Here is a 21,148-nt window from a genome sequence, read left to right as displayed (position 1 = left end):
GCGCCGAACCAGAATCATCCCTACAGGAGATAGACCATGAAAAAGCTGACCAAAACCCTGCTGACCGCCACCCTGATCCTTGGCCTGCCGCTGGGTGCCTATGCAGCCAGTGAAGCAGCCCCCACCGGCCAGCCCGGTGCCATGGTGGATTGCCCGATGGACGGTGGTGGCATGATGGGTGGCAAACACCACGGTGGTCGCCACGACAAGATGGCCCGCATGCAGAACATGACCCCGGAGCAGAGCCAGGCCAACCTGCAGCAACGTTATGACCGCATTGAAGATCCTGCCAAGAAGGCGGAGTTCATCAAGAAGCTCAACGAGCGTGCCGCCGGCATGACCAAGCACGCCGAAGCAATGAAGCAGTTCGCCGAAGCGAACCAGTAACAGCGCCAGCTGTTATCAACCCAAGGGTGGCCGAGGCCACCCTTTTTGTGATCGTATCGATCCATTTTCGCTCGAATCCTTATCTTGCTGTCGCTTATGTGAGCGATGGCAAACGCGCCGTGAGCGAATTGCAAGATAATGCCCGCTCATATAACAAGCTGCAGTTAGCAGTGGCCGAAAACAGGAGAGGGTATGGGTTGGGATCTGGGGACAATCAAGGGGCGATATACCGCCGTTTTTCTGGGATTCATGGTGGCGGTCTGTGTGCTGACCGTAATCGGCATCCAGTTATGGGTCAAACCCGAGCTGCAACGGGCGGGTGAGCAGAATCTGGTGCTGCGGGTCAGCGAGATTGCGACCGACATTCGCGATCAGCTCAACGGGGTGCAGAGCCAGTCACGCAGTATCACTCAGCTGGTGGCCCAACTGCCGAGCGAGCAAATCGATGCCGTTCTCCCTGCTCTGATCGATCAATATGGCAATGCGATGGTGTTTGGTGGCGGCATCTGGCCGATGCCGGATCAGCGGGAAGTCGGTCGCATCAAGTTCAGTACCTTCTTTCATCGGGATGGTGCCAACAAGCTGATCCCCAATACCTACTGGAACTCGGCCGAGGCGCCCAACTATTTCGATCAGCCCTGGCACAGAGCCGGGCAGCAGGCGGCGAAAGGCATGTGTGTCTGGGCGGCGGCTTACAAGGATGGTGCCAGCCAACAGCCGCGCACCAACTGTGCCATGGGGATCTATCGTGACGGTTCCCTTTACGGGGTGTCCACCATCGATGTGACGCTGGGTTTCTTCAATGATCTGGTCGCCAAAAAAGAGCAGGAGATCGGTGGTCAGGTGATGATCGTCGAGGCCGATGGCAAGATCCTCAGCAAGAATGGTCGTTTGAGCGGGGATGTGGTGCTGGGCAACCTCTCATCTCACGGGGACTATCCCTTTGCCAGCGCCATCGCCAGCCTGCTGGGGCAAGGTAATGGCGCCGCGTTGCAGCGCACTACCTTTCAGGATTTGGGTGAAGAGCAGACATTGCTGATGCAACTCATCGAAGGAACCCCCTGGCTGTTGGCGGCGGCGCTGCCGACCAGCACCCTTACCCACGACAGTCAGGAGGTGCTCAAGACGCTGGCAGCGATCCAGCTACCGCTAGTGGTGCTGCTGTTTGCGCTGATGTTGATGGCCATCAAGCAGCTGGGCTGTCGACTCGACACCCTCAAGCAGAACATCGATGCGCTCTCGGCCGGAGATGCTGATCTGACTGCCCGGATCCGGGTCAAGGGGCACGATGAGCTGGACCATATCGCCCAATCGGTGAACCGTTTTATCGCCTATCTGCAGCAGATGATGTTGCAGGTGACCGAGACCACAGAGCTGATTACCCGTGAATTGGCCCAGCTTGACCAGCAGACGATCCAGGCCAGACGTATTCTAGGTGAGCATGCTGCCGAGACCGATCAGATAGTGACAGCCCTGACCGAGCTCAGCTCCACTGCCGACAGTGTGGCGCACCACGCGAGCGATTCCGCCAGCTTTACCGAGTCTGCCAATGGTCAGGCGATTCAGTCCCGTCAGGTTGTGGGTCAGGCCTCTGCCAGTGTGGCGGCGCTGATCGATGAAGTGGATCTTGCTGCGACCAAGGTATTGGGGATGCAGGAAGATGCTCGCCAGATCAGCAGTGTACTCAGCGTGATCGGCGATATTGCTGCCCAGACCAACCTGTTGGCACTCAACGCGGCCATCGAGGCGGCGCGGGCCGGTGAGCAGGGCCGTGGTTTTGCCGTGGTTGCTGATGAGGTGCGCGCACTGGCGGCTAGAACCCAGAATAGCACTGCCGAGGTGGGGAGCATGCTCTCCCGGTTGACGCAGGGGGTGGCGGAGGCCGTGGTGGCCATGGAGCACACCAAGCAGAGCTGCCAGGCGGCGACCGAGAATACCGAGCAGGTGACAGGCGGGCTCGACAAGATGGCGGATGCCGTGGTGCAAATAAACGATCTGGGTACCCAGATTGCGACTGCGGCAGAGGAGCAGAGCCGGGTGACCGAAGAGATCAACCGCAACATGGTCACCATCCGCGACATGGTCAATCTGCTGGTGGATAACGGTCAGAATACCGAACAGAGTTCGGCCACCCTGCTGGAGTCCAATCGCCAGCTGGTGGCGTTGGTACATCGCTTCAAGGTGTAACAAACCGATAATGAAAGAGGGGGAGCCTGATGCTCCCCCTCTTGCTATCTGTGCCGATGCGGGCGTGCAGCCACTCCACCGGACGAGCGAACTTAGCCCTGAGCCTTGTCGGTCAGGTCTACTTTCTTGACGGTATCACCTTCGAACTTGATAACGACGTTCTTCTTGGCTGCGTCTGTATCTTTCAGCAGGGTTTTGGTGGTTTCTGCCAGCAGCGGAGAGGCCTTCTTCAGGGCATCCAGATCATAAGCCCACACTTCCAGACCGGATTCGGTCTTGGTGGTGGCAGGAGCACCCAGCTTCTCTTTAATAGCCTGCTTGTTGGAGCCGCCTTCCTTGATATCCAGTGCCTTCTTGATGGCTTCGTTGGATGCGCTGTCCACTGCACCGGATACGGCGGTATTAGCTGCATCCTTGACGCTGCTGGTGACGCTGTCGGTCAGCGAGTCCATCAGGCCAGCATTGGCAAACAGGGGCAGGGTGGTGAGGGCAACCAGCAAACTCTTTTTCATTTTTTACAGATTCCATTGGTTCAAATGAGGCGGCTATGGAACCAATAAAAGAGCTGGGTGTCAAGTGAGGCAGCTATTGAGCGGTCTGTTAACTGTGTCTCATTTTTCACCAGCCGCAAATATTTTTGGTATCTCCCGCACCAGCCAGCTTTTGGCCTTGCCCATGGTGTCTCGCCGCCAGGCCAGCACGACCTGGATATGATGGCGATATTCGGGGCTGATCACCTTGAGTCGTCCGGCCCGGATGTCCTCCTCAATCCAGCTCTGCGGCATGGTACCGACGCCGATACCCGCCAGCAGGGCATCCCGTTTCTCCGTCATGGTGCTGACGGTGAGGCGCGGCTGCTTGTCGAGCAGGCGGTAGGTGAGCACCGGCTTGCGCAGGGCGGTATCGGCGACCGCGATGGCGCGGTAGCGGCGCAGGGTTTCGTCAGCCAGAGGCTCCGGCTCCTGATGCAGCTGGTGATCGGGATGGGCGACGTAGAGCATCACCTCGTCCTTGATCACCTGATGCTTGATGCCGGTCATCATGATGTCCGGGTTGATGGAGGAGATAAGCAGGTCGGCGCGGCCATCTTCCAGACACTCCCAGCTACCCGCCAGCACCTCGGCCCGCAGCCGCAGTCGGGTATCGGTCTGCTCGGCCAGCTTCTCCACCAAGGGGTAGAGGGCCTGCACCGGGACCAGCGCATCGACGGCGACTGTGATGTCGGTCTCCCAGCCACGAGCCAATGCCCGGGTCTCGCCTACCAGATGTTCGGCTGCCTCCAGCAGCACCCGGCCGCGCTCCAGCAGCATGCGCCCCGCCGGGGTGAACTTGGTGCGGTGGCCACTGCGGTCAAACAGCATGGCATCCAGTTCGTCTTCCAGCTTCTGCACCGTATAACTCAATGCCGAGGGTACCTTGCCCAGCTCGTCGGCCGCCGCCGCAAAGCTGCCGCGGCGGTCGATGGCGTCCAGCACCCGGATTGCCTCCAGGGTCAGCGCCCGCTCCTTGTTCGATTCCTTGGCCATTCCTCACCTTCAATTTTTTTGAATATGTTTGCCAGTTTATCTCGCTAACAAGTTAGGTCATGTCACTTTAATATTCAATCAACGCTTAGGCAGGAACGTCGAGCGGCCAAATATGCGGGTAGTTCCGCACTGTGACACACCAAATCGGTCTGTCTGATGTCGGTGAAAGAACAACACACTATTTGAATAACCTCTTGCATGGATGCATTGATTCTGGCCGAAAAGGCCTTGGCAATGACATATAAAACAAGAGAGTGAATGAACATGAAAAACGTAATCAAGATGCTGGCCGTTGCAGGCCTGATGACCACAGGTTTCGCCCAAGCTTCCGTACCGGCTGACTTCAATGCCATGCCCGGCGTGCTGTTTGTGAACTGGAACGCTACTGCCGCAATGGATGGCAAAGCCAATCCGATGCTGGAAGTGCGTGACGAGTCTGGCGATCTGCTGGCATCAGTCCACGCCAACCTGACTGGCACCCAGCAGGTGCGGATCCCGAGCCGTACCCAGGGCAACCTGACCGTCAGCCTGGCTGACCAGAGCAGCGAATACCGTATTCCGTTCGGCATCGGTAGCGGCAAACAGCGTTAATCAACCGTCCCGATAGGTGAGGAGCAGACCATGATGCAATTGAGAGCCGCAGAGGCGCGGGGCAAGGCCAACTTTGGCTGGCTGGACGCGCGCCACAGTTTCTCCTTCGGTCACTACTATGACCCGGAGTGGATGGGACACTCGGTACTGCGGGTGATCAATCAGGATCTGGTTGCGCCGGGTGGCGGATTCGCCACCCACCCTCACGCCAATATGGAGATCCTCACCTGCGTGCTGCAAGGCACCATAGAGCACAAGGACAGCCTCGGCCATGCCGAGCAGATCCCGGCAGGGGATTTCCAGCTGATGAGCGCAGGCAGCGGGATCCGCCACAGCGAGTACAACCCCTCGCAGACGGATCCTCTCTCCCTGTTGCAGATCTGGATCGAGCCGAACGAGTTCGGCACGCCACCCGGATATCAGCAGAAGAAGATCGAGTCCAGGCCGGGCATGACGCTGGTTGCGTCACCGGATGGTGCGGATGGATCGCTGCGGATCCGCCAACAGGCCCGCGTATGGCGGCTGGAACTGGCCCCGGGCGAGACGCTCGAATGGGCACTGGCTGGCCGACACGGTTACCTGCAGATGATTTCAGGGGAGTTGACCGCCAACGGTCTGGCTGCCCGACCCGGCGACGGGGTACTCAGTCGTGATGAATACCGGTGGGAGCTGGTTGCGACCAGTGCCAGCCAAGCTCTGTTATTTGACCTACCCTGAAGCAGTCAGCGGTGATGTGACACAAACGAGGAAGATGAAATGGACAAGATGAAAGATGTAGCGCTGCTGGCGGGTCGTGTACTGCTGGCGCTGATGTTCGTAATGGCGGGCTGGAGCAAGATCGGCGGCTATGCCGGTACTCAGGGCTATATGGAAGCGATGGGCGTACCGGGCTTTATGTTGCCGCTGGTGATCCTGCTTGAGCTGGGTGGTGGCCTTGCCGTCGTGCTGGGTCTCTTTACCCGCAGCCTCTCCGTGCTGCTGGCCGGTTTCACCCTGATGGCTGCCTTTATTTTCCACTATCAGCCTGCAGAACAGATGCAGATGCTGATGTTTATGAAGAACGTCTCAGTGGCAGGTGGTTTCCTGGCGCTGGCGGCGGCTGGAGCAGGGGCTTTCAGTCTGGATGCCCGTCTCGGCAAAAACTGGTAACAGCCAGTCAGTTTGAGTTTTCCAAGCCTTTTGGCCGGTGCAACTGCACCGGCTTTTTTCTGTCTGCGTTTTCCGAGGCGGTGAGGCAGCTGCACAAATCTGCGGCCCCCCTCATGGTTCAGCGGTTTGCCCACCTGCTGGCCACAAGTGCCTTTTGCATCTTATCCCCCGATCCCCGACAATTCCTTTTCTTGTGAAGTGACGGAAATGGCTCGCCTTTTCCCTCGCCCCCTCTCATCCACAGGCGGGAATTGCTCATGTTTACCCTCTACCACTCCAATCAGCTGGATCTGCTCAAAGAGCTGCTGGTGAGCCGCATCCGGCAGGCCCCTCTCTCTCACCCCTTCGATCGGGAGCAGATCCTGGTGCAGAGCCCGGGCATGGCCCAGTGGCTCAAGCTGGAGCTGGCCAAAGCGTTCGGCATTGCCGCCAATATCGACTTTCCGCTGCCCGCCAGTTTTATCTGGGAGATGTTCACCCGGGTGCTGGCAGATGTGCCGCGCCAGAGCCCCTACAACAAGGGATCCATGAGCTGGCAGCTGATGACCATTTTGCCTGCCTTGCTGGGTCGTCCTGCTTTTGCCCCGCTCGCCGCCTATCTGGGCGGCGGAGATGATGAGGATTCCGCCAGGGATCCCGAGCAGGTGCGGTTGTGGCAGCTCTGCCAGAAGGTAGCGGATCTCTTTGACCAGTATCTGGTCTACCGGCCGGACTGGATCGCCCGTTGGGAAGAGGGGGAAGGATTGAGTCAGGAGCTGGCCGGGGTGAGCGGTCAGGATTGGCAGCCCGAGCTGTGGCGTGAGCTGGTGGCCCGCACCTTGGCGCTCTCTCCGAGCGGTTACCACCGCGCCAACCTCTACGAGGAGTTTATCCACGAGCTGGAGCGTACCGCCGATCTGCCGGGCAAGCTGCCGCAGCGGGTCTTTGTGTTTGGCATCTCGGCGCTGCCGCCGCGCTATGTGGAGGCGCTGCTGGCCCTCGGCAGCCGGCCGGAGGTGGAGGTGCACCTGTTCGTCACCAACCCCTGCCGCTACTACTGGGGGGATCTGCTGGATCGCAAGACGTTGGCACGCCTCGAAAACAAGCTCAAACCCGGCACCGATATCGAGACCCTGCAAGGCCCCGCCAACCCGCTGCTCGCCTCCATGGGCAAGCTGGGGCGCGACTACCTGCATCAGCTGATGGAGCTGGAGGTGCCGCAAATCGAGGCCTTCGTCGATATCGACGAGGTGGATGGCAAAGGCAATGTCAGCCTGCTGCGCGCCATCCAGAAGGATGTGCTGGAGCTGGCTGAGCGGGGCGCCGGTCAGTTCGATCTCGACAGCAGCCATCACAAGAGCCCCATCGATCCGGCGGATGGATCCTTGCAGATCCACGCCTGCCACGGCCCGATGCGCGAGCTGGAAGTGCTGCACGACCGGCTGCTGGCGCTGTTCGAGCAGGATCCCGCCCTCACCCCGAAAGATGTGGTGGTGATGATGCCGGATGTGAACAGCTACGGCCCCTACATTCAGGCGGTGTTCGGGGCGCGGGGCCAGATCCCGTTTGCGGTATCGGATCGGGCGGCGAGTCAGGAGAGCCCGCTGCTGCAGAGCTTCCTCGCCCTGCTCAGGCTGCCCAATGCCCGCTTCGGGGCTGGCGAGCTGCTCGCCATTCTCGAGGTGCCCGCCGTGCTGCGCCGTTTCGATCTGGATGACGAGGAGTTCAACCAGCTGCGGGTCTGGGTGCAGGAGACCGGCATTCGCTGGGGGCTGGACGACGGCTATCCCGTCCGTTTCGATCTGCCGCCCATGTCCGGCAACAGCTGGCTGTTCGGTCTGCGCCGCATGTTGCTCGGCTTTGCCATGGGGGATGGCGAGCCGGTGGCGGGCATCCTGCCCTACGCCGATATCGAGGGTCAGCAGGGGTTGGCACTCGGCAAGCTCGCCTGGTTTGTCGATTCGCTGGCCGAATTCCTGCCCCGCCTGCAACAGGCGCAGCCGCTGGCGGAGTGGAACGCTTGCCTGCTGGCGCTGCTGGAGCGCTTCTATGTGGCCGACGAAGATGAAGAACGTCAGCTTCAGCTTATTCGCAGTCAGCTGGCCGACTGGCAGACCCGGCTCGGCGAGGCCCGCTTCGATCAACCCATCACCGCCGACTTGTTGCAGGATTATCTCGGCAGCGTGCTGGGAGAGTCCCGCTCCAGCCAGCGTTTCCTCGCCGGTCAGGTGAACTTCTGCACCCTGATGCCGATGCGCTCCATCCCCTTCAAGCAGGTCTGCCTGCTCGGCATGAACGATGGCGTCTACCCGCGCACCCTGGCCCCCATGGGGTTCGACCTGATGGCGGTGGCGTCGCGGCGTGGGGATCGCTCCCGTCGCGATGATGACCGCTACCTCTTCCTCGAGGCCCTGCTGAGTGCCCAGCAGGGGCTCTATATCAGTTATCAGGGTTTCAGCGCGCAGGACAACAGCGACAAGGTGCCCTCGGTGCTGCTGGCGGAGCTGATCGACTATGTGCGGCAGGGCTTTGTGCTGGCGGGGGATGAGGATCTCGATGACGAAACCTCCGGCAAGCGGCTGCTCAACCACCTGATGGTGGCGCACCCGCTCACCCCCTACAGCCGCAACTACTTCTACCCGGAGCCGGGTTCGCGCCTCTTTACCTACGCCGCCGACTGGCTGCCCGCCCTCAATCCGGTGCGCGGCGCGGCCAACTTCCAGAGCGGCGAGCTGCCTTTACCTCCCGAATGGGGCAAGGAGCAGGGGCTGGAGCTGGCGGAGCTGCTGCGCTTCTATCGCCAGCCCACCAAATATTTCCTCAACCGTCGCCTCAAGGTGTGGTTTGAACTGAACGAGGCCAACATCGAGGACTGCGAGCCGTTCGAGCTGGATGGCCTGCAACATTATCAGCTGAAAGATCTGCTGCTCGATGCCCATCTGGCAGAAGGTGAAAGTACCGAGCGACGCGAGCGGTTGCAGCTCACCGGCCTGTTGCCGCAAGGGTGGTTCGGCAGCCTGCTGCTGGACGATCTGGATGCCGAGATGGGCAAGCTGGCGGATCGGCTGCGGCCATGGGTTGCTGCCAATGAGTCAGAAAAGCAGGCGGTGGAGATCGATATCTCCCTCACTCAGGGCCAGCTGCAAGGGTGGATCGACACCCAGAAGGGGCGTTTGCTGGTGGTCAAACCCGGCAGCTTCAACGGCAAGGATCTGCTGCTGGGCTGGATCCAGCACCTCTGCCTCTCATTGAGTGGCGCCCCCGGTGACACCCTGCTGTTCGATACCAAACAGAGTCTGCGGTTAGCCAAGCTCGCTGCTGACGAGGCGCGCCCCAAACTGGCGGCGCTGGTGGCCTGTTGGGTGCAGGGGATGAAGCGGCCGCTGCCCTTCTTCCCCAACACTGCCTGGGATTGGCTCAAGGCGATCGAGAAGGATCCCGACAAGCCGGAGGCGGCCGACAAGGCGGCCCTCACCCGTTTCAACGGCGGCTGGATGATCAAGGGGGAAGGGGAAGACCCTTATGTTGCCCGCTGCTTCCCCGAACTCGATGACGAGGTGCTGGGCCAGTTGCAGGCGCTGGCCCGCGAACACCTGACCCCGCTGCTCAAGACCCTGGAGGAGCTGAAATAATGGCTAACCCGCTCAATACATTGCGTTTTCCCCTCCATGGTGAACGACTGATTGAAGCCTCTGCCGGTACCGGCAAGACCTACACCATCGCCGGTCTCTACCTGCGCCTGCTGCTGGGCCATGGCCCGCTGATAGAGGAGGGCGCCGATGCCGGTCAGCCGAGCGCCCACGAGCGGCCGCTCTCGGTGACCGAGATCCTAGTGGTGACCTTTACCGAAGCGGCCACCGCCGAGCTGCGCGGGCGGATCCGCGGTCGCATTCACGAGGCGCGCCTCGCCTTTATGCGTGGCCATAGCAGTGACACCCTGCTGGCCCAACTGCTTGCAGAGGTGGAGGATCACGAGCTGGCGGCCCGCCGCCTGCTGGCCGCCGAGCGGCAGATGGACGAGGCGGCGGTCTTTACCATCCACGGCTTCTGCCAGCGGATGCTGAAACAGAACGCCTTCGAGTCGGGTGCCCTCTTTGAAACCGAATTTCTCACCGACGACAGCCAGCTCAGGCTGCAGGCGGTGAGCGACTACTGGCGATCCGAGTTCTATCCGGTGGATAAAGCCCTCGCCAGCGCGGTGCGCGCGCTCTGGCCGAGCCCCGCCGCCCTGCTGCGGGAGATGGGCAGTTGGCTCGACAACAGCGAGCTGGAGATCCACCCCGCGCTGGGGGATGAGACCCTCGCCGCCCGCCATCAGGCGGCCATGAGTCGCATCGCGGCGGTGAAGCGCGAATGGCTGGCGCAGATGGACGAGATCCGCCGCCAGACCGACGGCCAGATCAGCCGCTACACCGGCAAGAACTACGAAGGGTGGCTTGCCAAGATAGCCGACTGGGCGCAGGACGAGAGCAGTGGTTACGCCATTCCCAAGGAGCTGGAGCGTTTCGGCCAGACGGTGCTGGAGGAGAACCTCAAGAAGGGGGGCGCCGTGCCGACCCTGCCGCTGTTCAGCCAAATCGATGAACTGCTGGCGAGCCGCCCCGGCATTCGGGATCTCATCCTGCAACGGGCGGCCAAAGTGGTGCGCAGCCGGATGCAGGCGAGCAAGCGGCAGGCCCATCAGCTCTCGTTCGATGACCTGCTCAAAGATCTCGACGGGGCGCTCGGCTCCAGCCTTGGCGAGCGGCTCTGCGAGCGTATTCGCGCCACCTATCGGGTGGCGATGATCGACGAATTTCAGGATACCGACCCCCAGCAGTACCGCATCTTCCATCGGCTTTACGGCGGCCACACAGACACGGCGCTCTTGATGATCGGTGACCCCAAGCAGGCCATCTACGGCTTTCGCGGCGCCGACATCTTTACCTACATTCAGGCGCGGCGAAATGTGAGCGCCCACTACACCCTCGGGCGCAACTGGCGCTCCAGCAGTGCGCTGGTGGGGGCGGTCAACGGCTTGTTCGAACGGGCCAAGGATCCCTTTATCTACGAGGCGGATATCCCCTTCCTGCCGGTGGAGGCGCAGGGCAAGAGCAAGGCGCTGCTGCTCGATGGCGAAGCCGCGCCCGTGCTCCACTGCTGGCAGCTGAGCGGCCAGCCCACCTTCAATCGGGGGGATTACCAGAGCAAGATGGCCCGCGCCACCGCCGCCGAGATCCACCGCCTGCTGACCCTGGCCCGCGAGGGCAAGGCGCTGATCGGCGACAAGGCGGTGAAGGCCGGGGATATCGCCGTGCTGGTGCGCACCGGCGCCGAGGGCAAGCTGGTGCAGCAGGAGCTGGCGCGGCTCGCCATCGCCTCCGTCTATCTGTCGAACCGCGAGAGCGTGCTGGAGCAGGTGGAGGCGCGGGAGATTTTGCTGATTTTGCACGCCTGTCAGAACCCGAGCGAGGAGCGCAGCCTGCGGGCGGCTCTGGCGACCGGCCTGTTTGATCTCGACGCCAAGGCGCTCGATGGGCTGGCCAGCGACGAGCGGGCGTGGGAGAGCGCGGTGCAGGAGTTTATGGAGTACCGCAAGATCTGGCACCGCCGCGGCGTGCTGGCGATGCTGCGGGCCCTGCTGCACCGGCGCAATCTCGCCTCTTCGCTTTTGGCGAGCCCCTATGGCGAGCGGCGGCTGACCAACTTCCTCCATCTTGGCGAACTGCTGCAACAGGTGAGCAGTGAGCTGGATGGGGAATATGCCCTGCTGCGCTGGCTGGGGGAGGCGGTGAGCCGCCCTAACGGGCAGGATGCTGAGCAGGTACTGCGCCTCGAATCAGAGCGCAAGCTGGTGCAGATCGTCACCATCCACAAATCCAAGGGGCTGGAGTACCCGCTGGTGTTTCTTCCCTTTATCTGCAGCCACAGAACCGCCGAGACCCCGCTCTATCACGAAGCGGACGAGGCGGGCAATCGCACCATTCTCGATCTGACCGACGCCGACTCGTCGCTCGCCGAAGCGGACAGGGAGCGCCTTGCCGAAGATTTGCGACTGCTCTATGTGGCCCTGACCCGGGGCGTCTACGCCACCTGGCTGGGGCTGGCACCGGTGCGGGCGGGGGCGGGCAAGTCGGAGAAGACCGACCTGCACCACACCGCCATCGGCTACCTGCTGCAAAAGGGCGAAGAGGGGGATGCGCAGACGCTGGCGACCGCTCTGACCGAGCTGTCGCAGGCGCTGCCCGGAGTGGCCGTCGGTGAGCCCTCGCTCACCCGTCCGGCCCCGCTGCCGCCAGAGGAGGATCAGCTGGGCGAGCCGCAGGTGCGCCACTTTGGCGGTTCCCTTGAGCGGGACTGGTGGATCAGCTCCTACTCCGGGCTGGCGGCGCAGGGCCACGGTCACAGCAAGGGGGTCTTGGCCAATCCCGGCTTCGATGACGAGGTCGTCACCGAGGCGGCTGCATTGGCTTCCGAGCAACCGGACGAGGCGCCCCAGCCCTCCATCTTCACTTTCCCGAAGGGCGCGCGCCCCGGCACCTTGCTGCACAGTCTGTTCGAGACCATCGACTTTCAAAGCGCCGCGGGCGAGCCGTTGGCGGAGCATATTGCCACCCTGCTGGCGCAGGACGGCTTCGACGAGAGCTGGGCCCCCGTGTTGCAACAGCAGGTGGAGGCGGTGCTGGATACCCCGCTGGAAACAGGCTTTGGCGAGCCGGTGCGGCTGCGGGATCTGGCCCCCGAGCGCAAACAGGTGGAGCTGGAGTTCTTCCTGCCCATGGGGCGGGTGACGGCACCGGCGCTGACGGCCCTCTGCCAGCAGCACGACCCGCTGTCGCGGGGCAACAAGCCGCTCAGCTTTGCCACCGTGCAGGGGATGCTCAAGGGCTTTATCGATCTGGTGTTCGAGTGGCAGGGGCGCTGGTATCTGCTCGACTACAAATCGAACCACCTCGGCATGAGCCCGGCCGATTACAGCCGTCCGGCGCTGGAGCGGGCGATGGCCGAGCACCGCTACGACCTGCAATACCAGCTCTACTCGCTGGCGCTGCACCGGCTGCTCACCCTGCGCCTGCCGGGCTACGACTTCGAGCAGCATTTTGGCGGGGTTTTCTATCTGTTCCTGCGCGGCATGCCGCAGGGGGGCATTTTCCATACCCGCCCGAGCCGTGAGCTGGTGCTGGGGCTGGATAAGTTGTTTAGCGAAGGCAGTGAGCTGCCAGCAGCGGGATCCCAAGCATTTAACGAGGTAGAGGCATGAGCGGCACCATGATCAGCACCGTGACCAGCGCAATGATGGTTGAACGGCTCAAAACACTGGCGCTGGCTGGCCGCATCCGCCAGCTGGATCTGCAATTTGCCAGGCTGGTGGCCGATCTGGGTGGCAGCCCCGAGCTGGTGCTGGGCGCGGCGCTCACCTGCTTCGAGCTGGGCCGCGGCCATGTCTGTCTGCCGCTTGAAATGTTGACTGCCGGATCCCTGCGACCGTTCGGGCTGGATCCCCAGCAGAGCCGGGATCTGTTGTCTGATCTGGCGGATCCTGCCCGCTGGCCCGCCCTGTTTGCGGCAAGCCCGCTCGTGGGTACGGAACAGGATGACGGGCTCGCCCCGCGCTGGCCGCTGCGGCTGTGGCACGGACGGCTCTATCTCACCCGTTACCACGATTTTGAACTGGGGGTAGCCCGCCATCTGCGCGCGTTGAGTGAACGAGCCGAATGGCCGGAAATAGCCCCGGCCCTGTCGCGGCTGTTTGCCCGCGACTACGCTCTGGTGTTCCGGGCGCTGCTGAAAGCCCGCCTCGCCCCCGATTTTTCGGCCCGCCACTTTATCGAAAAGTATCTGGATCTGGTGTTCCCGAACGAGGTGGATTGGCCCGCCATCGAGGCACTGCTCGCCAGCGCCCAGGCGGCGAGCGATTTGAGCAAGCTGGATGCGCTGGTGCCCGAGGCGCTCTGTTGCAACGGCCAGAAGCTGGCGGCGGCCACCGCGGCGGCGCGTCCCTTTGCGGTAATCTCCGGCGGCCCCGGCACCGGCAAGACCACCACGGTCGCCAAACTGCTCGCCATTCTGGTGGAGACCGGCCTGCAAGCAGGCAAGGCCCCGGCGATCCGGCTGGTGGCCCCCACCGGCAAGGCGGCGGCGCGCCTCACCGAGAGTATCGGTTCTGCCCTGCAGGCCCTCGATCTGCCCCCCGAGTGGGTCGAAGCGATCCCCACCGAGGCGGGCACCCTGCACCGGCTGCTCGGGGTCATTCCGGGGCGCAGCCAGTTCCGCCACCACGCGGGCAACCCGCTGCACCTCGACTTGCTGGTGGTGGATGAGGCCTCCATGGTCGATCTGCCGATGATGGCGCGGCTGCTCGATGCACTGCCGAGCCACGCCCGCCTGATCCTGCTCGGTGACAAGGATCAGCTCGCCTCGGTGGAGGCGGGGGCCGTGCTCGGTGATATCTGCAGCTTTATCGAACAGGGCATCAGCCCGGCGCAGGCGGACTGGCTCTCCCGTCAGACCGGCTACCGCTTGCAGGGCACGCCCGCGGGGGCCCCGGTGCGCGACAGCCTCTGCTTGCTGGCCAAGAGCTGGCGCTTTGATCAGCACTCTGGCATCGGCCAGCTGGCGCGCGCCTGCAACAGCGGCGATGCCGCGGCGGTGGAATCAGTCTGGGGCATGGGCTTTGCCGATATCAGCCTGCATCCCTGGGCGGGAGAGGCCTACGACGCCCTGATTGCCCAGGGGGTAGCCGGTTACGGTAGCTATCTGAAGGCGGCCCGCGCGGGGGAAGCGCCCGCCGCCGTGTTCAAGGCATTCAACAGCTTCCAGATCCTCTGTGCCCTGCGCGATGGCCCGTTCGGGGTGCTGGGGCTTAACGAGCGGCTCGAACTGGCCCTGTCACGGGCTGGCCTGATTGCCCGCGACGGCGACTGGTATGCCGGTCGCCCGGTGATGGTGGTGCGCAACGACCACGGGGTCGGCCTCTACAACGGCGATATGGGGCTCTGCCTGCCCGATGAAACCGGGCGGCTCAAGGTATGGTTCGAGCAGCCGGATGGCACCCTGCGTGCCCTGTTGCCCAGCCGCTTGCCGCCCCACGAGACGGTCTACGCCATGACCATCCACAAATCCCAGGGGTCGGAGTTTGCCCATACCGTGCTGGTGCTGCCCGACAGCCCCAGCCCGCTGCTGACCCGCGAGCTGGTCTATACCGGCATCACCCGTGCCAAGGCCCGGCTCGATCTCTACGGCGATCGCGCCCTGCTGGCACAGGCGGTGCGGAAAAAGACCGAGCGTTATTCCGGATTGGCTGAGAGGTTGGGGGAGTGAGCAATTGGACGGTGGTAAAGGGATTTACCGCTATTTAATGCACTAAATATACGGTTTATGAAATGAAAGATAATAAACGTGGTTTTGAATCAATATACATAATTGTTGCAGTGATTGTTTTCTTTGTCGGGGTTTTTACTGGCGCAGCTTGGTTGGCAGGTAAGTCCGCCTTGGATACTATTGAGGCGGCTGGCTCTCTTGCAACAGCATTAACGCTGGTTTTTTTATTTTATCAGCATGTGCAATTGAAAGAGAGACAAGATAAACAAGAGGACAAACAGGCTGATATGTGGAGAGAGCAAAATGAAATCATTCTTTTCCAAAAATATCAAACACATAGAAATGAGTTCTTCAGTTTTATTGGTATAATTGAAGATAGGTATAGGGGTGTTTTTGTTTTTAAAAATAAAAACAAACTTTATTGTCGTCTATTTCCACAGAACTCATTCGCAAAAATACAGTTCAATTATGGTAAAGAAATCCTGTGCTACGACAATCCTTATCTTTCATTTGAAGATGAAATAAATACTTACGTTCGGGCAGCTAAAATATTAGCTCAAGATTCCATTTTATCCGACGAGAATAGGGATGAGGTCTATAATGCAGTTTATGAGCTGGATATTTGTACATGTAAATTATTAAATTTATTCGAGTTGGAATGTGTGCTCTCCCCTAAGTTAGGATATGTTCATTATGGTGACTTTGTAGTTATGAATGGATTGTCCCCTTTTGAATATATCGGTCGTCTAATCTCAATAATCAATGAACTTAGGCAGTTTGCTAATATGAAACCATACTTCGGTTCAGGAAGTATCGGCTTTTACTCTGAAATGGCAGTATCTAAGAAAGTGGTTTCGTATTATTTAAATGATGGGTTTAGAGAGATTACTGACTCTGATTTAATATTGATTCTATTTGAGATGGATGATTTGATTTCATTTTTAAGAAATAGTGAGCTTTTTGATTTTGTATTGTCATATATTAAGCCGTTAGATTTTTTGGGACATATGGCTCTAGAAAATGTGTTTAATAGTGATGCCCAAAAAATCATAAACGAAATGCATGACCGATTTTCTAGGTTTGTATTATCTTGTGAAGAACAATTGAGTAGATGTGTTCTTGAGAAAGAGCGATTAACGAAATTCATTTTTAATTTGGAGGGAATCAAAAGAAAATTAGTCTAAGCGGCTCTTAACGTGAGATCTTTCTTTCTCCCCTCATCACCGACCCTTCTCTTCCTTTTCTAATAAACGGGAGAAGGGAGCAATGCCGTTACCGCAGTCCGATTACGCTTCGCTAATCGAACCTACACGGCTGACGCTCATATTACCGGTGCCGCTTTATCCCCTCTCCCTCTGGGAGAGGGCTAGGGTGAGGGGCGCAGGTTGGCACAATGCCAATTTTGCCCGCTTCGTGAAATCCGGTAGGGTGCAAAGAACGAAGTGAATTGCACCGCTGCTATTTATCTGCCACAAGGTGTAATGCGCTGCGCTTATTACACCCTGCATCCAACCCACACACGACAGGATGTCATTGATTGAAACTTGAATTTAACACTATCGATCTGGATCGAGATTACGAGCTCTGTGTGCAGGCACGCAGGGATGCCTATTTTTGCAGTTTTCATACCCATGATGGATTTGCCGACTTTATCGACGGTTATCGGGAGCGGATCCGCGAAAGGCTGGGGCAAGCGCAATGGCACTACCTCCATGTCTGGGCGGGTGAACAACTAGTGGGGCAGCTGGAGTTTCGCAGCTTTTCCGATGAGCCCGAGACCGGTTATGTGCAGCTGATTTATCTGTTCCCCGAATATCGTGGCACCGGTTTGGCTGCCGTGTTGCAGGCCTATATTCGCCAGCAGTTGCTGGGGGCTGGCTGCAAATGGGCGATCCTCTCCGTGAGTCGCTCCAATGTGCGGGCCTTGAATCATTACCGGCGCTTTGGCTGGGTATTTCTGCGCCCCAATCCGAAACATCAGGAGACGGATTTTTATCGACTGACTCTGGCCGAGTGACCTCTGTGGGGGTCTCTGGGTATCCCCTCATTTATTCCCATCCCCCAAATGACTGAATCGTGAGTTAAATCCGGTAAATGGGGCGCGCTTGAGCCACACTTATGACCACCCTGATTCAGCCTGTGCCGTGAGTGGCCGATAACCGGGGAAACGGTGGTGCGGTGGGGTTCTGGCTGACAGATCTGTTGCAATATGCCAAGGTAGCGCCTCACGACAACAGCGCGATTCCCCGTGGTGGCGCGGGGCGGAAGAACAAGGATAACTGCTATGGTGCAGGACAGTGACACGATCAGGATCTCGGATGTCAGCGAGGCCGTGGTGCATGGCATTCTGGAGGTGACCAGCGATGGCATCTGGGATTGGCATGCCAATACCGGTTTTGTCTATCGCAACCCCGGCTGGTACCGGATGCTGGGTTACGAGCCTCACTCCCTCGGCAATACCGTCTTCACCTGGGAGAACGTGATCCACCCCGACGATCTGGCGGCTGTGATGGCGAAGTTCGATCTCTGTCTGAGCGGCAGCGCCCATGAGTATCGCGCCGAGTACCGTTGCCGCTGCCAGGATGGCAGTTACCTCTGGATTGAGGATTGCGGCCGCATCATTGAGCGCAATCCCGACGGGTCTGTGGCGCGGATGATCGGCGCCCATCGCGATATCCACGCCAGCAAGTTGTTGCTGGAACAGCTGGAGCGGCGCAATCAGTCGCTGGAGCAGCAGGTTGCCGAGCGCACCGCCGAGCTGGTGCGACTCAACGAGGCGCTGCAACAGAAAGCCGAGGAGAACCGTCTGCTGGCAGAGACCGATGCCCTGACTGGCGCCGCCAGTCGCTATCGGCTGGAGCGGGCGTTGCAGCTGGAGTGCGAGCGGGCGCGCCGCTTCCATCAGCCGTTTACGGTGATCGCCATGGATGTGGACAACTTCAAGCAGATCAACGATAGCTATGGCCACAACGCCGGGGATCAGACTCTGATCAACATAGTGGCGCTGGTGCGCCGCCATATCCGCGAGATCGATCTGCTGGCCCGCTGGGGCGGTGACGAGTTTATGGTGTTGCTGCCCAACACCGGCCGCGAGGATGCGCTGGTGGTGGCGAGCAAGTTTCAGGCATTGATGGCGAGCGAGCCCATCTGCCCCCATGCGCCCGCTACCATGAGCTTCGGGCTGGCGGAGTATCAGCAGGATGAGCAGAAGGAGAGCCTGATGGTGCGCGCAGATCGGGCGCTCTATCAGGCCAAGCAGCTGGGTAAAGACCAGATCTGCTAACGCGGGGTACGGAAAAAGAGCAGTAAAAAGGGCCGCAGGTTTCAAACCTGCGGCCCTTTTGCATTGTTACTGACGCGGCGCGACTTAGAAGTGGTAGCGCAGACCCAGCTTGAAGGTATCCAGAGAGTAGTGCTCGTCACCCAGGCTCAGGGCGTTGAACTGGCGCTCGTAACCGATACCGGCAGAGAAGTGGTCGTTGAAGGCGTAGTCCAGACCTACTTCCAGATTGGGGTGTACCTTGCTCTTGGTTGCGCTCTCGTTTACCTGACCGCTGAAGCCGAGGAGGGTGGCGTTGCCGACAACTTCCACTTCGGTGCGGGTGTAGGCGATACCCGGTTTGGCATAGGCGCTGAAGCCCCAGGCCAGCGGCTGGCTCAGCTTGGCGGCCAGGCTGATGCTGCGGGTTTCGATGGTGGTGTCGGCAAAGCCGGTTGCAATCGGGGAGGTCACCCAGGTCAGCTGATCCATCTGTTGGGCGTGCAGGCCACCTTCAACGGCCAACCAGGGTTTGAAGCTGTAACCTACGATCAGGCTGCCGCCGTCGAGTTGGTCATCGATGAGCTTGGCGTCATAAACGCGCTGGAGGTCACCGTCGAGATCCATCTTGGAGGTGGTCAGATCCAGACCTGCATACCAGCCTTCGGCATGGGCGCCGCCATTCATGGCCAGAGCAAGCAGGGAGAAAGCGGCAATTTTATTAAACTTGTTCATGGATAAATAACCTTGTGTTGCGTGAACTGCGTGTGATTTATATTGCTTAATCCATGAAGATTTTTATATTTCCGTCATTGCTCTGCTTTCACAGAGGGGCCGCAGTATAGTCAGCACATTTCTGAATAACAAGAGAGTGATTTCCCCATTCTTCTAAATATGACTGGCTGCAAGCAGGGGCATTTTTTTTAATAAATGGTGTTATTAGAGTTTTAGCTTTATTGAGGTTTAAATAATTAACTGGTGAGGAAAATGACAGGCTGAGAGTTCGGTTTTAATTCTATGCGATTGATTTATATCGGCATTAAATTTTCATTCGAGCGTAGCCGTGATGAGTTGTCTAAAAATTGGCATCTCAGATGTCACTGATTGGCATCAGGTTCTTTTCGATGATTTTTTGAACGCATCACAAGGTGAAACCGTGAGAAAAAAATCTATCTTTTTGCCTGTTCTTTGCTCTTTTTGAGGTTTGGGATTGTTCCCATTGAAGGTTTTGGTGGTCTTTTGAGGCTTTTTTTACGTGGGCCATGTTGCCCATCAGATACGCGAATGGGCGCTTGTGGGTGGCTTTTCTCTTCACCCGGCCGCAGTTGTTGGGGTGGGCATGAGGCGCGATAAGCAGATATGGGTCGTGCGGCCTGATTAATTTTGCTTGCTTATATACACAAGCCATTTAAAAGATAGGTTTTTGGAGGTTTAAATAACTTTATTATATTCGTTTTTATATTTTAGAAGCTTCCCAATCAAGTCATTTAAATATATTGAATGGCAATAACACGCAGGGCAAGATCGCGAACGTTTTTTAAGCAGGGCACGAGGATTTGACCGACCGAACAGGGTGTGATCTTATACTCTCTTTTACGGGAGTTTCGTCATGAACCATCAAGCGGCATTTACCCAATTCTTCTCCGAACTTGAAGACCCTCGTCAGACAACCAAAATCGCGTACCCCTTCTTCGATGTGGTTTTTCTCACCGTCTGTGCTGCTATTGGTGGAGCTCAAGGTTGGGAAGATATCGAGCTTTTCGGCGAGGCACATCTGGAATGGTTTCAGCGTAATGGATTGTTTCATAACGGATTACCTGTTCACGACACCATAGCCAGGATCATCTCCCGTATTCAACCGGAGCAATTCCAGAACGCCTTCGTCCGCTGGATGCAAGCAACATCAGAACGTACCGATGGTGAGCTGATTGCCATTGACGGCAAGACCTTACGCAGCTCTTACGACCGAGACAGTCGTCAGTCTACCATTCATATGGTCAGTGCCTTTGCCGCTGAGAATCGTCTGGTGCTCGGGCAAGTCAAAACAGATGAGAAATCTAACGAAATCACCGCCATTCCTGAATTACTGGCACTCCTCGATATAAAAGGCTGCCTGGTATCCATCGATGCCATGGGCTGCCAGACTGGAATAGCCTCAACCATAGTCAAGGGCGGTGGCGACTACTTGCTGGCGGTAAAAGGTAACCAGCCCACACTGCATAATGCAGTACGCGCAGCTCTGGCCGAGTCGACCAAGAAGCCGCTGAGTGAAGAAACGCTCAGTGTCGAGAAAGAGCACGGTCGCATCGATGGCCGCGAGTACCATGTGTTACCAGCCGGAGCACTATCAGAGCAATTTCCAGAGTGGAAATCGCTGAAGACTGTCGGTGTCGCAATATCCTATCGAATTGAAAATATGGAAAAATTTTCGATGGAGTATCGCTACTACATCAGCTCGGCTGAACTGACACCAGAGCAGTTTGCTTCAGCGGTACGAGGGCACTGGGCAATTGAAAATAGCCTGCACTGGGTTCTGGATGTCGTGATGAATGAGGATGCCTGCCAGATATATCGAGGTGATGCCCCTCAAATATTGGCCTGTGCACGACACATGGCGCAAAACATGCTGCGAGCCGAAACCAGCCGTAAGGCAAGCTTGCGGAAGAAGCAGCAATTTGCGGGCATGAGCAGCCCATATCTGGAAAAGGTATTGGATTCAGGGCTGGCTGAATTGAAGTCAATTTAACAATATGTTCACGCTCTCGCCCTG

At 58.8% G+C, this 21,148-nt stretch carries 15 protein-coding genes; 12 read left to right on the top strand and 3 right to left on the bottom strand.

All coding sequences use genetic code 11. The features are described 5' to 3' along the window. Window positions 1-36 precede the first annotated feature (36 nt). Window positions 37-387, top strand: coding sequence for a hypothetical protein (locus tag AB5Y84_RS13210; protein ID WP_368177125.1), 351 nt, complete (start codon window positions 37-39; stop codon window positions 385-387). 192 nt (window positions 388-579) lie between these two features. Then, window positions 580-2,574 (top strand): methyl-accepting chemotaxis protein, encoded by a 1,995-nt coding sequence (locus tag AB5Y84_RS13205; RefSeq protein ID WP_368177124.1) that lies wholly within the window; start codon window positions 580-582, stop codon window positions 2,572-2,574. 92 nt (window positions 2,575-2,666) lie between these two features. On the opposite strand, the gene AB5Y84_RS13200 is transcribed toward AB5Y84_RS13205, so the two are convergent. Both AB5Y84_RS13200 and AB5Y84_RS13195 read right to left on the bottom strand, forming a co-directional pair. Continuing rightward, window positions 2,667-3,086, bottom strand: coding sequence for a hypothetical protein (locus AB5Y84_RS13200; protein WP_368177123.1), 420 nt, complete (start codon window positions 3,084-3,086; stop codon window positions 2,667-2,669). Between the two features lie 99 nt (window positions 3,087-3,185). Beyond that, on the bottom strand, window positions 3,186-4,100 hold the full coding sequence (locus AB5Y84_RS13195) for a LysR family transcriptional regulator (RefSeq protein ID WP_368177122.1): 915 nt from the start codon (window positions 4,098-4,100) through the stop codon (window positions 3,186-3,188). Between the two features lie 258 nt (window positions 4,101-4,358). On the opposite strand from AB5Y84_RS13195, the gene AB5Y84_RS13190 reads away from it, so the two are divergent. From AB5Y84_RS13190 to AB5Y84_RS13150, 9 genes are all read left to right on the top strand, one after another. Next, the gene (locus tag AB5Y84_RS13190; RefSeq protein WP_013723379.1) at window positions 4,359-4,691 is read left to right on the top strand and encodes a hypothetical protein; all 333 of its coding nucleotides are present in this window, start codon (window positions 4,359-4,361) and stop codon (window positions 4,689-4,691) included. 30 nt (window positions 4,692-4,721) lie between these two features. Continuing rightward, complete coding sequence (locus AB5Y84_RS13185) at window positions 4,722-5,408, top strand: pirin family protein (RefSeq protein WP_368177121.1); 687 nt, start codon at window positions 4,722-4,724, stop codon at window positions 5,406-5,408. 39 nt (window positions 5,409-5,447) lie between these two features. Beyond that, on the top strand, window positions 5,448-5,840 hold the full coding sequence (locus tag AB5Y84_RS13180; RefSeq protein WP_005342720.1) for a DoxX family protein: 393 nt from the start codon (window positions 5,448-5,450) through the stop codon (window positions 5,838-5,840). Window positions 5,841-6,097: 257 nt separating this feature from the next. Continuing rightward, a complete protein-coding gene (gene recC, locus AB5Y84_RS13175; protein ID WP_368177120.1) occupies window positions 6,098-9,451 on the top strand; it encodes an exodeoxyribonuclease V subunit gamma in 3,354 nt (1,117 codons plus the stop codon). Next, window positions 9,451-13,059, top strand: a complete 3,609-nt coding sequence (gene recB / locus AB5Y84_RS13170) for an exodeoxyribonuclease V subunit beta (RefSeq protein ID WP_368177119.1) — start codon at window positions 9,451-9,453, stop codon at window positions 13,057-13,059. Before recC ends, recB begins: the two co-directional genes overlap by 1 nt. Beyond that, on the top strand, window positions 13,056-15,119 hold the full coding sequence (recD, locus tag AB5Y84_RS13165; RefSeq protein ID WP_368177118.1) for an exodeoxyribonuclease V subunit alpha: 2,064 nt from the start codon (window positions 13,056-13,058) through the stop codon (window positions 15,117-15,119). Before recB ends, recD begins: the two co-directional genes overlap by 4 nt. A 62-nt stretch (window positions 15,120-15,181) precedes the next feature. Further along, window positions 15,182-16,303: a hypothetical protein gene (locus AB5Y84_RS13160; protein WP_368177117.1), complete on the top strand. Its 1,122-nt coding sequence runs from the start codon at window positions 15,182-15,184 to the stop codon at window positions 16,301-16,303. Between the two features lie 353 nt (window positions 16,304-16,656). Then, on the top strand, window positions 16,657-17,136 hold the full coding sequence (locus AB5Y84_RS13155; protein WP_368177116.1) for a GNAT family N-acetyltransferase: 480 nt from the start codon (window positions 16,657-16,659) through the stop codon (window positions 17,134-17,136). Window positions 17,137-17,403: 267 nt separating this feature from the next. Next, complete coding sequence (locus AB5Y84_RS13150) at window positions 17,404-18,402, top strand: sensor domain-containing diguanylate cyclase (RefSeq protein WP_064339185.1); 999 nt, start codon at window positions 17,404-17,406, stop codon at window positions 18,400-18,402. Between the two features lie 84 nt (window positions 18,403-18,486). Here AB5Y84_RS13150 and AB5Y84_RS13145 read toward each other — a convergent pair whose 3' ends face one another. Continuing rightward, the gene (locus tag AB5Y84_RS13145; protein ID WP_323927820.1) at window positions 18,487-19,113 is read right to left on the bottom strand and encodes a porin family protein; all 627 of its coding nucleotides are present in this window, start codon (window positions 19,111-19,113) and stop codon (window positions 18,487-18,489) included. Window positions 19,114-19,987: 874 nt separating this feature from the next. Between AB5Y84_RS13145 and AB5Y84_RS13140 the strand changes: the two genes are divergently transcribed. Beyond that, window positions 19,988-21,124 (top strand): ISAs1 family transposase, encoded by a 1,137-nt coding sequence (locus AB5Y84_RS13140; RefSeq protein ID WP_024943479.1) that lies wholly within the window; start codon window positions 19,988-19,990, stop codon window positions 21,122-21,124. Window positions 21,125-21,148 lie beyond the last annotated feature (24 nt).

This window comes from Aeromonas sp. s11, from assembly GCF_040907945.1.
GTDB classification, from domain to species: Bacteria; Pseudomonadota; Gammaproteobacteria; order Enterobacterales; family Aeromonadaceae; genus Aeromonas; species Aeromonas veronii.
Note: the sequence above shows the minus strand (reverse complement) of the source record. Positions and strands in the feature narration are given on the sequence as shown.

Excerpts from the sequence above, each read along its gene's own strand:
- AB5Y84_RS13210 (WP_368177125.1), top strand. The coding sequence starts at position 37 with ATGAAAAAGCTGACCAAAACCCTGCTGACCGCCACCCTGATCCTTGGC.
- AB5Y84_RS13205 (WP_368177124.1), top strand. The coding sequence starts at position 580 with ATGGGTTGGGATCTGGGGACAATCAAGGGGCGATATACCGCCGTTTTT.
- AB5Y84_RS13200 (WP_368177123.1), bottom strand. The coding sequence starts at position 3,086 with ATGAAAAAGAGTTTGCTGGTTGCCCTCACCACCCTGCCCCTGTTTGCC.
- AB5Y84_RS13195 (WP_368177122.1), bottom strand. The coding sequence starts at position 4,100 with ATGGCCAAGGAATCGAACAAGGAGCGGGCGCTGACCCTGGAGGCAATC.
- AB5Y84_RS13190 (WP_013723379.1), top strand. The coding sequence starts at position 4,359 with ATGAACATGAAAAACGTAATCAAGATGCTGGCCGTTGCAGGCCTGATG.
- AB5Y84_RS13185 (WP_368177121.1), top strand. The coding sequence starts at position 4,722 with ATGATGCAATTGAGAGCCGCAGAGGCGCGGGGCAAGGCCAACTTTGGC.
- AB5Y84_RS13180 (WP_005342720.1), top strand. The coding sequence starts at position 5,448 with ATGGACAAGATGAAAGATGTAGCGCTGCTGGCGGGTCGTGTACTGCTG.
- recC (WP_368177120.1), top strand. The coding sequence starts at position 6,098 with ATGTTTACCCTCTACCACTCCAATCAGCTGGATCTGCTCAAAGAGCTG.
- recB (WP_368177119.1), top strand. The coding sequence starts at position 9,451 with ATGGCTAACCCGCTCAATACATTGCGTTTTCCCCTCCATGGTGAACGA.
- recD (WP_368177118.1), top strand. The coding sequence starts at position 13,056 with ATGAGCGGCACCATGATCAGCACCGTGACCAGCGCAATGATGGTTGAA.
- AB5Y84_RS13160 (WP_368177117.1), top strand. The coding sequence starts at position 15,182 with ATGAAAGATAATAAACGTGGTTTTGAATCAATATACATAATTGTTGCA.
- AB5Y84_RS13150 (WP_064339185.1), top strand. The coding sequence starts at position 17,404 with ATGGTGCAGGACAGTGACACGATCAGGATCTCGGATGTCAGCGAGGCC.
- AB5Y84_RS13145 (WP_323927820.1), bottom strand. The coding sequence starts at position 19,113 with ATGAACAAGTTTAATAAAATTGCCGCTTTCTCCCTGCTTGCTCTGGCC.
- AB5Y84_RS13140 (WP_024943479.1), top strand. The coding sequence starts at position 19,988 with ATGAACCATCAAGCGGCATTTACCCAATTCTTCTCCGAACTTGAAGAC.